Source organism: Segatella hominis (assembly GCF_019249725.2).
Classification (GTDB): domain Bacteria; phylum Bacteroidota; class Bacteroidia; order Bacteroidales; family Bacteroidaceae; genus Prevotella.
Window position 1 is genome coordinate 1,570,878 of record NZ_CP137559.1, and the last position, 14,832, is coordinate 1,585,709.

The following is a 14,832-nucleotide window of genomic DNA, read 5'->3' on the forward strand; positions in this document are numbered from 1 at the left end:
AGATAAGCATTTTTTGGGAAATAATCACTAACTTTGCACCAAAATATAACAAAAAACTAAAAATATGTTTAGTAAGGACACTTACATTCAGCGCCGCCAAGAGCTTAAGAAGCTTGTAGGTGAAGGCGTAATTTTGATTTTCGGAAATAACAATTCACCTTGTAATTTCCCTAACAATGGATACTATCCATTCCGTCAGGACTCTACTTTCCTCTATTATTTCGGACAGCAGCGCGATGGTCTGGTAGGTGTAATCGACATTGACAACGACATCGAGACATTGATCGGTGACGACATAGATATAGAAGATATCGTATGGTATGGCAGCGTGGAAAGCGTACACGACTTGGCAGAACAGGTTGGTGTCCACAACTCTGCACCTATGAAATCTCTGAAGACTATCTGCAATGATGCCATGTCTAAGAAGCGCAAGATACATTTCCTGCCTCCTTATCGCTTTGACATCAAGCTCCAGATATTCGACCTCCTCGGCATCCACCCTAACCAGCAAAAGGAAGAGGCCTCTATGGATCTCATCAAGGCTGTGGTAAAGATGCGCTCTACCAAGACTCCTGAGGAAGTCGAGGAACTGGAACGTGCTGCTGTTATTGGTTACAAGATGCATACCACTGCCATGAAGTTGACTCGTCCAGGAGTAACAGAGAAATTTGTAGGCGGACAGGTTGACGGAATTGCCAACTCTTATGGAGCAATGGTCAGTTTCCCTACTATCTTCAGTCAGCATGGTGAGATTATGCACGGCAATCCTTCCATGAGCATTCTGGAAGCTGGCAGACTGGCTCTTTGCGATGCTGGTGCCGAGACCATCAACAACTATTGCTCTGACAATACACGTACCATGCCAGTAAGCGGTAAGTTTACCCAGCGCCAGTTGGAAATCTACTCTATCGTTGAGGCTTGCCACGACTATGCACTCGAAGTTGCCAAGCCTGGTGTGAAATACGCAGATGTTCACTTTGCAGTATGCCGCCTGATGTTTGATAAGCTCAAGGAGTTAGGACTTGCCAAGGGTGATACAGAAGAGGCTGTCAAGGCTGGTGCTCATGCCATGTTCCTGCCTCACGGATTAGGTCACATGATGGGAATGGACGTACACGATATGGAGAATTTCGACCAGATCAATGTAGGATTCGATGAGGAAGTTCGTCCTAACCTGGAACAGTTCGGTACCAACTGCCTGCGCATGGGTCGCCGCCTCGAAGAAGGTTTCGTAGTAACAGATGAACCGGGAATCTATTTCATCCCTGCCCTCATCGACGACTGGAAGGCTTCAGGTCATTGCGCAGAGTTCCTCAACTTCGACAAGTTGGAAACCTACAAGGACTTCGGAGGTATCCGTATCGAGGACGATTTACTCATCACCAAAGACGGTTGCAGATTCTTGGGTAAAGACCGCATCCCTTATCATCCAAAGGATGTAGAGGACTACATGGCAGCCAACAGATAAGCAATTCCCTTGAAGAGAGAGAAAAGAAAGAACAACATTATTAATATAAAGAGAAATTTTAATGAAGAAAACATTGATCGCAGCAGCATTGATGGCATTGGTTGCCACAGGTGCAAGCGCAAAGACCGCTACTGATTCAGCAGCTATCGCAAAGAACAAGCCAGTATTTACAGTGGTAAAGGAAAACCCTATCACCAGCATCAAGGATCAGAACCGCAGTGGTACGTGCTGGGCTTACTCTACGCTCAGCTATTTTGAGAGCGAGATTTTGAAGAAGACAGGCAAGACATACGACTTGAGCGAGATGTTCGTTGCCAACAAGACATACATGGACCGCGCCACAATGGCTGTCAGAATGCACGGTGACGTGAGCTTCTCACAGGGCGGTAGCGCATACGATGTACTGTATGCTTTGAAGCACTATGGTATCGTACCAGAGAATGCAATGCCAGCACCAGGTACATTGACAGGTGACTCACTTGCCAACTTCGGTGAGTTCTTCGATGTGATGACTCCATACGTAGAAGCTGTTGCCAAGAGCAATGCTAAGAAAATTTCTTCTGCTTGGAAGAGCGGTCTTCAGGGCATCATCGACTCTTACATCGGTAAGACTCCAGAGAAGTTTACCTATCAGGGCAAGCAATATACTCCACAGTCATTCTGCGAGAGCCTCGGTTTGAATCTCGATGACTATGTAACCATCACCAGCTATACCCACCACCCAATGTGGAGTCAGTTTGCTGTTGAGGTACAGGACAACTGGCGCTGGCCTATGAGCTACAACGTTCCAATGGAAGACATCTGCAAGATTATCGACAACGCAGTCAACAACGGTTATACTATAGCTTGGGGTGGCGACGTAACAGAGGATGGTTTCACTCGCAAAGGTCTCGGTATCGCTTACGATGTAAAGAAGGTTCGTTCTATGGCAGGCACCGATGCAGACCACTGGTTCAAGCTTTCAAAAGACGAGAAGAAAGAGAAGTTCGACTCACTGGGTGTCAACGCTCCTGAGGTTGTACCAACACAGCAGATGCGTCAGGAAGCTTTCGATAACTGGGAGACTACCGATGACCACGGTATGCACATCTATGGTATCGCAAAGGACCAGAATGGTAAGGAGTACTACATGGTGAAGAACTCATGGGGTGAGTATGGCGATTACAAGGGAACCTGGTACATGACCAAGGCATTCGTAGCATACAAGACTATGGACTTCATGGTAAACAAGAATGCCATCCCTAAGGATATCCGCAAAAAACTCGGAATCTAAGGATAACAGGAAGAAAAGAAACTTAGATAAATATTTTAAAAAGGCAGCAATCCATCAGGTTTGCTGCCTTTTTTTGCATAATTCATGCTTTTTCTGCTATTTTCAAGTTAAAACATTTCTATTTGTCGTTTTATTTTTGTAACTTTGACGGCAGAAATAAAAAATAATTAAGATGCATTTTAAATGGAATTATGAAGCACCTACACCAGAGCAAGAAAAAGCAGCAAAGGAACTGGGCGAAAAGCTAAGCATCAGCCCTATCTTAGGACAGCTTCTCATCCAAAGAGGCATTACGACAGAATCGGCAGCCAAACGTTTTTTCAGACCCCAGCTTGCCGACCTGATCAATCCATTCCTCATGAAGGATATGGACATAGCCGTTGACCGCCTCAATGATGCGATGGGACGCAAGGAGCGCATCCTTGTCTATGGCGATTACGACGTAGATGGATGCACTGCCGTAGCTTTGGTCTATAAGTTCCTGCAGCAATTCTATTCCAACATCGATTACTATATCCCCGACAGATATGATGAGGGATACGGAGTCAGCAAGAAAGGAATAGACTTTGCCAACGAGACAGGTGTAAAACTGATCATCATCCTTGACTGTGGCATCAAAGCCATCAAGGAAATAGAATATGCCAAGTCTCTTGGCATAGATTTCATCATTTGTGATCACCACGTACCAGACGAGGTGATGCCTCCTGCTGTGGCTATTCTCAACCCTAAGCGTCCTGACGATACCTTTCCGTTCAAGCACCTTTGCGGATGTGGCGTAGGCTTTAAATTCATGCAGGCTTTCGCCAAGAACAACAACATTCCGTTCTCCAGACTCATCCCGCTGCTCGACTTCTGTGCCGTAAGCATCGCTGCCGACATCGTGCCTGTTGAGGAAGAAAACCGTATCCTCGCTTTCCATGGTCTCAAGTTGCTCAATACCAATCCAAGTATCGGTTTGCGTTCCATCATTGATATCTGCGGACTCAATGGCAGAGAGATCTCAATGAGCGACATCGTATTCAAGATTGGTCCACGCATCAATGCTTCAGGAAGAATGGAAAACGGCAAACTGAGCGTTGACCTGCTGGTAGAAAGAGATTTTGCTACTGCCATCCGCATGGCAAAACACATCAATGAATACAACGAACAACGTAAGGACATCGACAAGCAGATGACGGAGGAAGCCAATGGTATCGTGTCAAGACTCGAAACCCAGAAGCACAACTCCAGTATTGTGCTCTACGATGAAGGATGGAAAAAAGGAGTCATCGGCATTGTTGCCTCAAGACTCACGGAAATCTATTTCCGCCCTACCGTCGTTCTGACCAAAGATGGTGACATGGCCACAGGCTCAGCACGCAGTGTTACGGGCTTTGATGTCTATTCTGCCATCAAGAGTTGCCGCGATATTCTCATGAATTTCGGTGGACATACATACGCTGCCGGACTTACTCTGAAATGGGATAAGGTAAAAGAATTCAGAGAAAGATTCCAGAAATATGTAGAGGAACATATCGCTCCAGAGCAGACAGAAGCCTTGCTTCATATTGACGCGGAGATTGATTTCAAAGACATCACCAAGCACCTGTACAGTGACCTGAAACGGTTTGCACCTTTTGGACCAGGCAATCAAAAGCCGATATTCTGCACGACCAAAGTGTATGACTATGGTACAAGCAAAGTAGTAGGAAGGGAACAGGAGCACATCAAGCTGGAACTTGTGGACTCTAAGTCGAGCAACGTGGTCAACGGCATTGCCTTCGGACAAAGTGCCGCTGCACGATACATCAAGAGCAAACGGAGTTTCGACATTGTATATACCATAGAAGACAATATCTTCAAGAAGAATCAGGTACAACTGCAAATTGAGGATATCCGTCCGAACAACAGTGAGAAATAGGAAAACTCCTGATTTCTGACTCCAACAGACCCAAATGACTAAATGACAGATAAATTTCAAGAGATATTGCGAACATACTGGGGGTATCCTGACTTCCGTGGCATACAGAGAGACATTATCGAAAGTATATCACAGGGTAAGGATACCCTCGGTCTTATGCCTACTGGTGGTGGAAAATCCATCACTTTTCAGGTTCCTGCACTCGCCCAGGATGGCGTTTGCATCGTGATTACGCCCCTCATAGCCCTCATGAAAGACCAGGTTAGCCACCTCAAGGAACGCGGTATCCTGGCAGATGCTATCTATGCCGACAGATCCAGAAGTGAAATCATACAGACACTTGAGAATTGTATCTTTGGCGGAGTCAAGATTCTGTATGTCTCTCCAGAAAGACTTTCTACGGATATTTTCCAGACCAAATTACGCCACATCAAAGTAAGCTTTATCACAGTGGATGAAGCCCACTGCATCAGTCAGTGGGGATATGATTTCCGTCCTTCTTATCTGAAGATTTCAGATATCAGAAAGCTGAAACCGGGAACACCTATCCTGGCACTTACTGCCACGGCTACCCCAGAAGTCGTAGATGATATCCAGAACCAACTCCAGTTTTCAGAAAAGAATGTGTTCAAAATGAGTTTTGAACGCAAAAACCTGGCATATATTGTACGCATTACGACCGACAAGCATGGCGAAATGGTTCATATCCTGAAATGTGTACAGGGTTCTGCCATCATCTATGTTAGAAGCCGCCGCCGTACGAAGGAAATAGCAGAAATCCTCAATAAGAACGGCATCCCTGCCACTTTCTATCATGCAGGACTTGACCCTGCCGTAAAGGATGAACGACAGAGAGAGTGGCAGGAAGATCAGATAAGAGTGATGGTTGCTACCAATGCCTTCGGTATGGGTATCGACAAACCCGATGTGAGAATGGTCATCCATATAGATTGCCCAGACTCTCTGGAAGCTTATTTCCAGGAGGCTGGTCGTGCGGGTAGAGATGGCAACAAATCATACGCAGTACTACTCTATGATGCCAGCGACGAACGCAAACTGACCAAACGCATCAACGATACCTTTCCTGAGAAAGAACTAATCAGGGATATCTACGAACACCTCGCCTATTTCTTCCAAATAGGTGTGGGGAGCGGTTGCGGAAAAACTTTCGAATTCAACATAGAGAAATTCAGCTATATCTATAAGTATTACCCTACAAAAGTAGATGCTGCTTTGAGAATACTGGAACAGTGTGGTTACATTCATTACGAAGACAATCCCGACGGGAAAGCCCGCCTCATGTTCAACCTGAACAGAAGCGACCTTTATCTACTGGATAATCTGTCAGAAAATGAAGACCAGGTTGTCACGTCCCTCCTACGCGTTTACGGAGGACTCTTCACAGACTTCGTATATATCGACGAATCTCTGATAGCCCAACAGGCAGAATTGAGTATCCAGCAGGTATATTTCGCATTGAAATGCCTTGCCACCAAACATATCATCACTTTCGTTCCTCGTAGAAAAATCCCGTATATCACCTATACCCGGGATAGAATTGATGGAGATAAGGTCGTCATCACCCAAGAAGCATACGAAAACAGAAAAGAACAATTCGTAAAACGTATCAACAGTATGATAGCATATGCACAAACAGACTTTATCTGCCGTTCACGACAACTCTTACGCTATTTCGGAGAAGAAACCAAGGAGGATTGCAAGCAATGCGATGTCTGTCTGGAACACAAAGACAACGATTCTGTAGCCAAACAGATGTTTGAAAAGGCAAAAGAAAGTATTCTCCAGATATTAGGTGATCAAAAGAAACACCACATTACAGAATTAAGAGAGATACAAGTACCGAGCCAGCAGTTAGAAAATGCTTTAGAAATGCTGGTATCAGAAAACCAGATACATATAGACGGCAGTTATATCTATCTGTAAAACTAACAAAAAAAATAAACAAAACAAAAAGAGATAAACAACAAAAAGAGATAAACAACAAAAAGGGAACGACCCCTCGCGGACCATTCCCTTTCCAACATTATGTACGAGAAAAAAATTAGTTATTTTCTGGACGAAGTTTACGAACTGTAACACCAGCCTGCCACATTTCCTTGTTGCGCATAGCCTCGAGTTCAGCGTTCAACTTCTCACGGTAATCAGCCTGAGAGTTCTTGTCGATAGAAATCTGAGCCTCATTACCAGTCTTAACAGAGTAATACAACCACTCCATAACAGGCTTGATAGCCTCACGGAAACGAGGAGCCCAGTCAAGAGCACCACGCTGTGCAGTTGTAGAACAGTTAGCATACATCCAATCCATACCCTTCTCACCGAAGAGAGGGCCAAGGCTCTGAGTCAGCTCCTCAACAGTCTCGTTGAAAGCCTCAGATGGAGAGTGACCGTTCTCACGAAGTACATCGTACTGAGCCTCCAAAAGACCCTCGATAGCACCCATCAAAGAACCACGCTCACCAGTAAGGTCAGAAGTAGCCTCACGCTGGAATGTAGTCTTGAACAAATATCCTGCACCGATACCGATACCGAATGCAATAGTCTTTTCCTCTGCTTTACCAGATGCATCCTGATATACAGCGTAAGAGCAGTTCAAACCACGACCCTCGCAGAACATTGTGCGGAGAGAAGTACCAGAACCCTTAGGTGCAACCATGATAACATCAATATCCTTAGGTGGAACTACGCCTGTGCGATCGCTCCAGTTGATAGCGAAACCATGTGAATAATACAAAGTCTTACCTGCTGTGAGGTGTGGCTTGATTTTTGGCCAGCAAGCAATCTGACCGGCATCAGAAAGCAACATACAGATGATAGTACCCTTTTCTGCAGCTTCCTCGATAGAGAACAAAGTCTTACCAGGAACCCAACCATCCTTCAGACACTTCTCATAGGTTTTACCCTGACGCTGTCCAACGATGACATTGAAACCATTATCGCGAAGGTTACAAGCCTGACCAGGACCCTGAATACCATAACCGATAACTGCGATAGTTTCGTTCTTCAATACTTCACGTGCTTTCTCCAATGAAAATTCATGACTGGTGACAACAGTTTCCATTACGCCACCGAAATTCATTTCTGCCATAATTATTTTTTTTTGTGCGGCTTGCCGTTGTGGAGCCGCGGGTTTAACTTGTCCATACGGATGCGAGCTAATTCTTATCCAAAGAATGCCTGTTTGATCCGTCCACCCCCTATCCAAGAGGGCGGCTCTGGGTTTATTTTCTTATCTGGGTGCAAAGGTAATAAATCAATATGAAACTACCAAATTTTTCTTTCACTTTTTTACAAATTTCGCTTTACTTCTTACAACTTCGACTTCTTTTGCGTCATTTTTGCAGATTTTTGTTATCTTTATGCAATATTCTCCCTCATTTACTTCCTCCTGATAGAAATTGAGACGGTCGCCCTGATGACTCTCTGCCACGTATGCAATTTCAAATCTCTGCAAAAAATGGGTCTTGTAGTAATCCAAGTCGAATAAATCAAGAATATGTTCGATATATTTCACTGAATTGATATGTCCATTGACATCTACATCATTATAATAGGTGTCGATACTGCGCACAAACTTGGCATCGGCAGACATCTTGACACGAGAACTGGCTGCTATAGGACATTCTTTCTCTTCCTCGATATACTCCTTGATAAGTCCATCATGGATGGAGAATATATCTACCGGCTGTCGGGTCTCAGTATCTATCATCGCCCACACACTCTTGCCATAGCCATATACCTTCTCCTCTTCTTCATCAGCAGCAAGCTTACCACATATCTTGAAATCACGGGCTGTGAAATACTTCATGGCATTCTCCACCCAGGTCTCAACATAGAACTTGTCATACGACTTTGGCATCTCGGTCATCTCAATGGCCAAGCGACTAAGCACCCAGGTCTTATGTCGTGGCATGAGATAGTTCATGCCATAACCACGGTCGTTGCTATGAAAATCGGCAGCATTCAACAAATGATTGCCCAAATGCCCCATAAACAGGTGACTGGAAAAGTCACAATGAAAAGGTTCCGAAAGAAACTCGTATCTTCCTACTTTACTTAATAATTCCATATCTTATACGAAAAAAATGCCTTCTTGTTTTTAAATTCTTTGCAAATCTACAATTTTTTATTGAGAATGCCAAAGAAAAGACCGAGAATTTCTTCTGCTAACGGCGTTCATAAAAACAAACGAGCTACAACCGTAGAACAACTGTCTTACGATCGTAGCCCGCTTATCCCTATATTTCTCTATCTCTGTTATTCCTCCGCACTCTGCTTCAGATAATCTGAGATAGGCTCATCGAAACTTCTTGTGACTGCAATACGGCCTGAGCGGGTATATTGCAAGAGACAATCAAAACTGTTCAACTTATGGAACAAGTCTGCAATATCCTCTGTCAAACCAGCCAAGAGTACCGTACTGTAAGTTGGATTAACCTCCATCATACGAGCATCATGCTTGCGGATTGTACGGGAAACCTCAGGGTTTTCCAGCAGAACAGGAGTTGAAATCTTGAAAAGAGCCACCTCATGGATGAAAATCTGATCATCCGCATAGTAATCACTCTTCACGACATCGATTTTCTTCTCTATCGCCTTATTGATTTTCTCTATCTGCTCAGGATCACTCCATACCGTAATGGTATATTTGTGGATATTCTTGATGCTGCTGGCCGATACGTTCAGGCTCTCGATATTTACTTGTCTGCGGGTGAATACTGCGGTAATCTGATTCAGGATACCCGCAATGTTCTCTGAATAAACAAGCAATGTATATAATTTCTTGTCACTATTATTGTCCATCTTATTTTTCCTTTCTAAAATGTCTGTTACACTTTACTTTGTAAAATGCTGGTTACACCTTAATTATATATATATATGAATCGAGAACTTTAGTAATGAAGTTCCAACTGCATTTCATCAACACTCTTGCCAGGCAAGGTCATCGGAACGATGTCCTCATCTTCCTTGATGGCGCACTCCAGAAGGTAAGGCCCCTTGGTAGCAATCATCTTCTCCACTTTCGCCTTCAGATCCTTGCGGTCGATGACCACATCGTAAGGAATGCCGTAAGCCTTGGCTATTTCCTCATAACGAGGGTTCAGCATGTGGGTAAAGGAGCGACGGCCTTCAAACATCAGGTCTTGCCACTGACGTACATTGCCAAGATAATTGTTGTTCAGGAGAATCATCTTCACAGGTGCCTGCTGCTCCATGATCGTACCCAATTCCTGGATATTCATCTGGAAACCGCCATCACCGAAGAAACAGCAGATGGTTCTGTCTGGAGCACCAAAGGTTGCACCGATAGCAGCAGGAAGACCGAATCCCATAGTTCCAAATCCACCACTGGTAACAATACTCAGTTTCTTGGTGAACTTGAAGTAGCGGCTACTGATCATCTGGTTCTGACCTACGTCGTTCACGAGAACAGCCTCATTATGGGTAGCTTCCGTTACCACATTGGTCACCTCGCCCATCAGCAGAGGACCCTCTGTAGGATGGATATCCTTCTCGATTACCTTCTCCTGCTCCTGCTGGCGATAAACCTCGAATGAATCTCTCCACTCACGGTGAACATTCTTGTTCAGCAAACGGGTAATTGCCGGCAAAGTCTGCTTACAGTCACCTATCACAGCAACATCCGTCTTGATGACCTTGTCAATTTCAGCCTTGTCTATATCCAGATGGATGATTTTAGCCTGCTTAGCATATTTGGAAGGAACACCAGTAATACGGTCGCTGAAACGCATACCAATAGCGATCAGCACATCACACTCCTGAGTCTTCATGTTGGTAGCATACGAACCGTGCATACCGAGCATACCCATATTCAACGGATGATTGCTTGGTAAAGCAGAAAGACCGAGCAGCGTACGACCTGCAGGAATATCAGCCTTCTCCAGAAATTCAATCAACTCATTGTGAGCACCACCCAATTCCACGCCATGACCTACCAGCGCAAATGGGCGCTTGGCATTATTGATCAATTCAGCTGCCTCCTCTACAGCCTTGGCATCTATGGCAGGATAAGGATTGTAAGAGGTAACCTTCTCACATTTCACAGGTTCCCACTCACAAGTAGCAATCTGGGCATTCTTGGTAAAGTCGAGAACGACAGGACCTGGACGACCGCTGCGGGCAATATAGAAAGCACGGCTCACAGCCCAAGCCACATCCTCAGGACGACGAATCTGATAAGCCCATTTAGAGATAGGTTGGGTAACACCCACCAGATCAACCTCCTGGAACGCATCCGTTCCCAAGGCGCCTACACCTACCTGACCAGCAATAACCACGATAGGTGTAGAATCCATCATGGCATCAGCAATACCAGTCAAAGTATTTGTTGCTCCAGGACCACTGGTCACGAGTGTCACGCCCACTTCGCCGCTGACTCGAGCATAGCCCTGTGCAGCATGAGCAGCAGCCTGCTCGTGACGTACCAAGATGTGATCAAACACCTTATTTTCTCCTCTCGTGTAACCATACAGTGAATCAAACACTGGCATGATGCTTCCCCCCGGATAACCGAAAATGGTTGTTACACCCTCAGCTTTCAGGGAGCGCATCAACGCTTCTGCTCCTGTTATTACTTCTTTTGCCATTATTATTATATTTATTTCAAAGGAATGGGAAAATTCCACTCTATATCATCCAAGCAGAACTTCCCATTACCTTTCTACTGAAGATTTCAAAAACTATATATTTTCATCTTAATCAATGATTCTGACACCACCCTTGTCTGCAGAACTTACACTCTGAGCGTATGCACGCAAAGCCTTGCTTACCACACGGTTACGCTTCAAAGGCTGCTGAGGACGGGCTGCCAATTCTTCATCTGACAACTTCACGTTGATAGAACGACTTGGAATATCAATGACAATGATATCACCATCCTTAATCTTACCGATATTACCACCGGCAGCTGCTTCTGGAGAAATATGACCGATACTCAAACCGGATGTACCACCAGAGAAACGACCATCAGTAATCAGGGCACACTCCTTGCCCAAATGGCGGCTCTTGATGTAAGAAGTAGGATACAGCATCTCCTGCATACCTGGACCACCCTTAGGACCCTCGTGAGTAATAACCACGCAGTCACCGGAGTTAACCTTTCCGTCAAGAATACCCTCACAAGCATCCTCTTGAGAATCGAAGCAAACCGCAGGACCCTCAAAGTGCCAAAGTACAGGATCCACACCCGCTGTCTTCACTACACAACCATTCTGAGCGATATTACCGAAGAGAACAGCCAGACCACCATCCTTTGTATAAGCATGTTCCAAGTCACGGATACATCCATTCTCGCGGTCAGTATCAAGACTTTCCCACTGAGCATCCTGACTACCCATCTGGGTAGAGAATTTTCTACCAGGTGCAGAATGATAGATTCTATCTGCCTCTGGATCAAGCTCAGAACCTGTGATATCATATTTCTTCATCTGCTCATCAAGTGTCTTTCCATCAACACGTTTTACGCTACCATTGATCAAGCCACCCTTGTTCAACTCATTCAGGATACCCATGATACCACCCGCACGATTGCACTCCTGAACACTATATTTCTGAGTATTTGGAGCCAACTTGCAGAGACAAGGAACCTTGCGGCTCAACTGATCGATATCCTCCATCTTGAAATCAGCACCAGCTTCCTGAGCTACTGCTAAAAGATGAAGCACCGTATTGGTACTACCACCCATTGCGATATCGAGAGTCATTGCATTGAGGAAAGCATCACGTGTTGCAATATTACGTGGCAAAACACTCTCATCACCATCCTCATAATAAGCATAAGCATTCTTCACTACCTGACGAGCAGCATCCTTGAAGAGTTGGATACGATTCTTGTGTGTTGCCAAGATTGTACCATTTCCTGGGAGACTCAAACCAATAGCCTCAGTCAGCGAGTTCATAGAATTGGCAGTGAACATACCCGAACAGCTACCACAACCAGGACAAGCACATTGTTCTATCTGCTTCATCTCCTCATCAGAAACACTGGTGTCAGCACCCTTGATCATAGCTGTAATCAAGTCAGCATTCTCACCCTTCCAACGACCAGCTTCCATAGGGCCGCCAGAGCAGAATATAGTAGGAATGTTCAAGCGCATAGATGCCATGAGCATACCAGGAGTCACCTTATCACAATTAGAGATACAAATCATGGCATCAGCCTTATGAGCATTGACCATATACTCTACAGAATCTGCGATAATGTCACGGCTTGGCAAAGAGTAAAGCATTCCGTCATGACCCATAGCAATACCATCATCTACAGCGATGGTATTAAATTCGGCTGCATAACAACCCATTGCCTCAATTTCCTTCTTGACTATCTGACCGATTTCATGAAGATGAGTATGACCAGGCACAAACTGTGTAAAGCTATTCACAATAGCAATAATTGGTTTGCCAAACTGCTCATGTTTCATACCTGCAGCTACCCAAAGTGCACGGGCACCTGCCATTCTTCTGCCTTCAGTACAGACGCTACTTCTTAATGGATGTTTCATATTGTTTTTATATTTTCAATTTTGACTGCAAAGATACTGAGAATTTATGTAATAACCAACAAATTTCACATAAACTTTCATTTTATTGCGAATTTCGTAACATAAACCAACGATTTACTTTCGATTTATTACAGAAACTACACATTTCCGTTAGAATTGAGCATTCAAATAAACTAAAAATACAAAAACTATAACCTAAATTTTCTATATTATTTCACTCCTCCTTGGGTTGTACCTCACATCAATTATGAACATACAATTACAGGAACAGAAAAAACATCCGATGGAACAGAAAGTAACATCAGATGGAACAAAAAAATCCCCAAGGCAAAAACCTTGAGGATTTATATGTTTGATAAAAAAATCTAATCAATGCATTTATTACTCAGCAACGCTGTTGTCGTTGAAAGTAGAAACGCGGTTGAACTCAACCTGCTTGAAAAGCTTGTCTGTTGCGCCCATACCCTTAGTTGTCAAACGGTCAGCAGCAATCTTGTACTTCTTTACCAATACATTCTTAACTGCCTCAGCACGCTTCTCTGAAAGCTTCTGATTCAACTCCTTAGGACCCTCTGGAGAAGCATAACCCTTAATCTCGATGTTAGCCTCTGGGTGATTCTTCATATACTGAGAAATCAACTCGATGTTAGGCATCTGACTCTTCTCTACATTAAACTTGCCCTGCTGGAACAATACAGTAGGCTGCAAGTTTGTAGCTGTAGCTGGCTTTACATACTTAGGCTTCTTGTTGCACTCGTCAAGAGCGTTCTGAAGATCCTTGATCTGCTTGTCCTTAGCTGAGAGCTGAGAATCCTTGTTATTCAAATCGTTGCGGAGGTCGTTGATCTGGCTGTTCAAACCATCGATCTCAGACTGATCACGGAGCTGAGCGATTGTGAAGTTGTGAGAACCGTTAGAGTTCTTGAACTTGTAGATGAAACCAGCGTTCAACTGGAAGCCAGACTTGTTGATGTCATAAGCAACACCCTCATAACCATCACCATTCAAAGCCCAGTTCATAGATGGCTCTACATAGAACTGCCATGCCTTGTCAGCACCGAAGTTAACTGCGAAATCGATACCAGCCTTAGAAGTCAAAGCATTCCAGTTATTTGCTGTACCGAAAGAGTGTGCCCAACCAAGACCATAAACAGGGATAACCTCGAATGTACGTGGCTCACCCTTGTAACCAGCAAACCAGTTGCTCAAGTTTACAGTACCAATCAAGCTTGTGTTCATATAACGAACAGTAGTCTTTGATGGATATGCGTTGTGATCGTTGAAGTAAACATTGCTCTCAGCAGCCAAACCGAATACTGGAGTAAACCAACGACCGATACGAAGACCAGCATTAGAGTTGAGGTTATTCAACCAACTGTGATTTGTTGTCTTTGTCATTACACCGCCATTAACGCCGATGTAGAAGTTGTCGAAAGTCTTGCTTTCAGTAACAGTCTGAGCTGATACTGATACTGCCATAGCTACGGCAGCAAACAATAAAACTAACTTTTTCATGTCTCTCTAAAATTTGTTAAATAATATCATTATATTTCTTCATGCAAATACTGCACAAATATTTATTCGAGTGCAAAGTAATAAAAAAAAACTTTAACTACCAAATATTTTCCTCTATTTTTTACATTTCACCCTATAA

Annotated in this window: 10 protein-coding genes; 4 read left to right on the top strand and 6 right to left on the bottom strand. The window is 44.2% G+C overall.

Annotated features, from left to right (window positions below):
* Nucleotides 1-64 precede the first annotated feature (64 nt).
* The 4 genes from KUA50_RS06540 (at nucleotide 65) to KUA50_RS06555 (ending at nucleotide 6,585) form a co-directional block, all read left to right on the top strand.
* Nucleotides 65-1,468, top strand: coding sequence for an aminopeptidase P family protein (locus tag KUA50_RS06540; protein WP_218456664.1), 1,404 nt, complete (start codon nucleotides 65-67; stop codon nucleotides 1,466-1,468).
* A gap of 61 nt (nucleotides 1,469-1,529) precedes the next feature.
* Nucleotides 1,530-2,741: an aminopeptidase C gene (locus tag KUA50_RS06545; protein ID WP_134843850.1), complete on the top strand. Its 1,212-nt coding sequence runs from the start codon at nucleotides 1,530-1,532 to the stop codon at nucleotides 2,739-2,741.
* A gap of 172 nt (nucleotides 2,742-2,913) precedes the next feature.
* Nucleotides 2,914-4,641 carry a single-stranded-DNA-specific exonuclease RecJ gene (gene recJ, locus KUA50_RS06550; RefSeq protein WP_218456665.1) on the top strand — a complete coding sequence of 576 codons (1,728 nt, stop codon included), beginning with the start codon at nucleotides 2,914-2,916 and terminating at the stop codon, nucleotides 4,639-4,641.
* A 42-nt stretch (nucleotides 4,642-4,683) separates the two neighbouring features.
* Complete coding sequence (locus KUA50_RS06555) at nucleotides 4,684-6,585, top strand: ATP-dependent DNA helicase RecQ (protein ID WP_218456666.1); 1,902 nt, start codon at nucleotides 4,684-4,686, stop codon at nucleotides 6,583-6,585.
* Nucleotides 6,586-6,703: 118 nt separating this feature from the next.
* Here the strand turns inward: KUA50_RS06555 and ilvC are convergent, their stop codons facing one another.
* The 6 genes from ilvC to KUA50_RS06585 all read right to left on the bottom strand — a co-directional run bounded on the left by ilvC (nucleotide 6,704) and on the right by KUA50_RS06585 (nucleotide 14,693).
* Nucleotides 6,704-7,747: a ketol-acid reductoisomerase gene (gene ilvC, locus KUA50_RS06560; RefSeq protein WP_118117152.1), complete on the bottom strand. Its 1,044-nt coding sequence runs from the start codon at nucleotides 7,745-7,747 to the stop codon at nucleotides 6,704-6,706.
* Nucleotides 7,748-7,939: 192 nt separating this feature from the next.
* Entirely contained in the window at nucleotides 7,940-8,728 is a 789-nt protein-coding gene (locus KUA50_RS06565; protein WP_218456667.1) for an acyl-[acyl-carrier-protein] thioesterase, read from the bottom strand.
* Between the two features lie 188 nt (nucleotides 8,729-8,916).
* Nucleotides 8,917-9,462 (bottom strand): acetolactate synthase small subunit, encoded by a 546-nt coding sequence (gene ilvN, locus KUA50_RS06570; RefSeq protein WP_022111276.1) that lies wholly within the window; start codon nucleotides 9,460-9,462, stop codon nucleotides 8,917-8,919.
* 89 nt (nucleotides 9,463-9,551) lie between these two features.
* A complete protein-coding gene (gene ilvB, locus KUA50_RS06575; RefSeq protein WP_218456668.1) occupies nucleotides 9,552-11,267 on the bottom strand; it encodes a biosynthetic-type acetolactate synthase large subunit in 1,716 nt (571 codons plus the stop codon).
* Between the two features lie 108 nt (nucleotides 11,268-11,375).
* Nucleotides 11,376-13,178, bottom strand: coding sequence for a dihydroxy-acid dehydratase (gene ilvD, locus KUA50_RS06580; RefSeq protein WP_218456669.1), 1,803 nt, complete (start codon nucleotides 13,176-13,178; stop codon nucleotides 11,376-11,378).
* A 381-nt stretch (nucleotides 13,179-13,559) separates the two neighbouring features.
* Nucleotides 13,560-14,693, bottom strand: coding sequence for an OmpA family protein (locus KUA50_RS06585; protein WP_218456670.1), 1,134 nt, complete (start codon nucleotides 14,691-14,693; stop codon nucleotides 13,560-13,562).
* Nucleotides 14,694-14,832 lie beyond the last annotated feature (139 nt).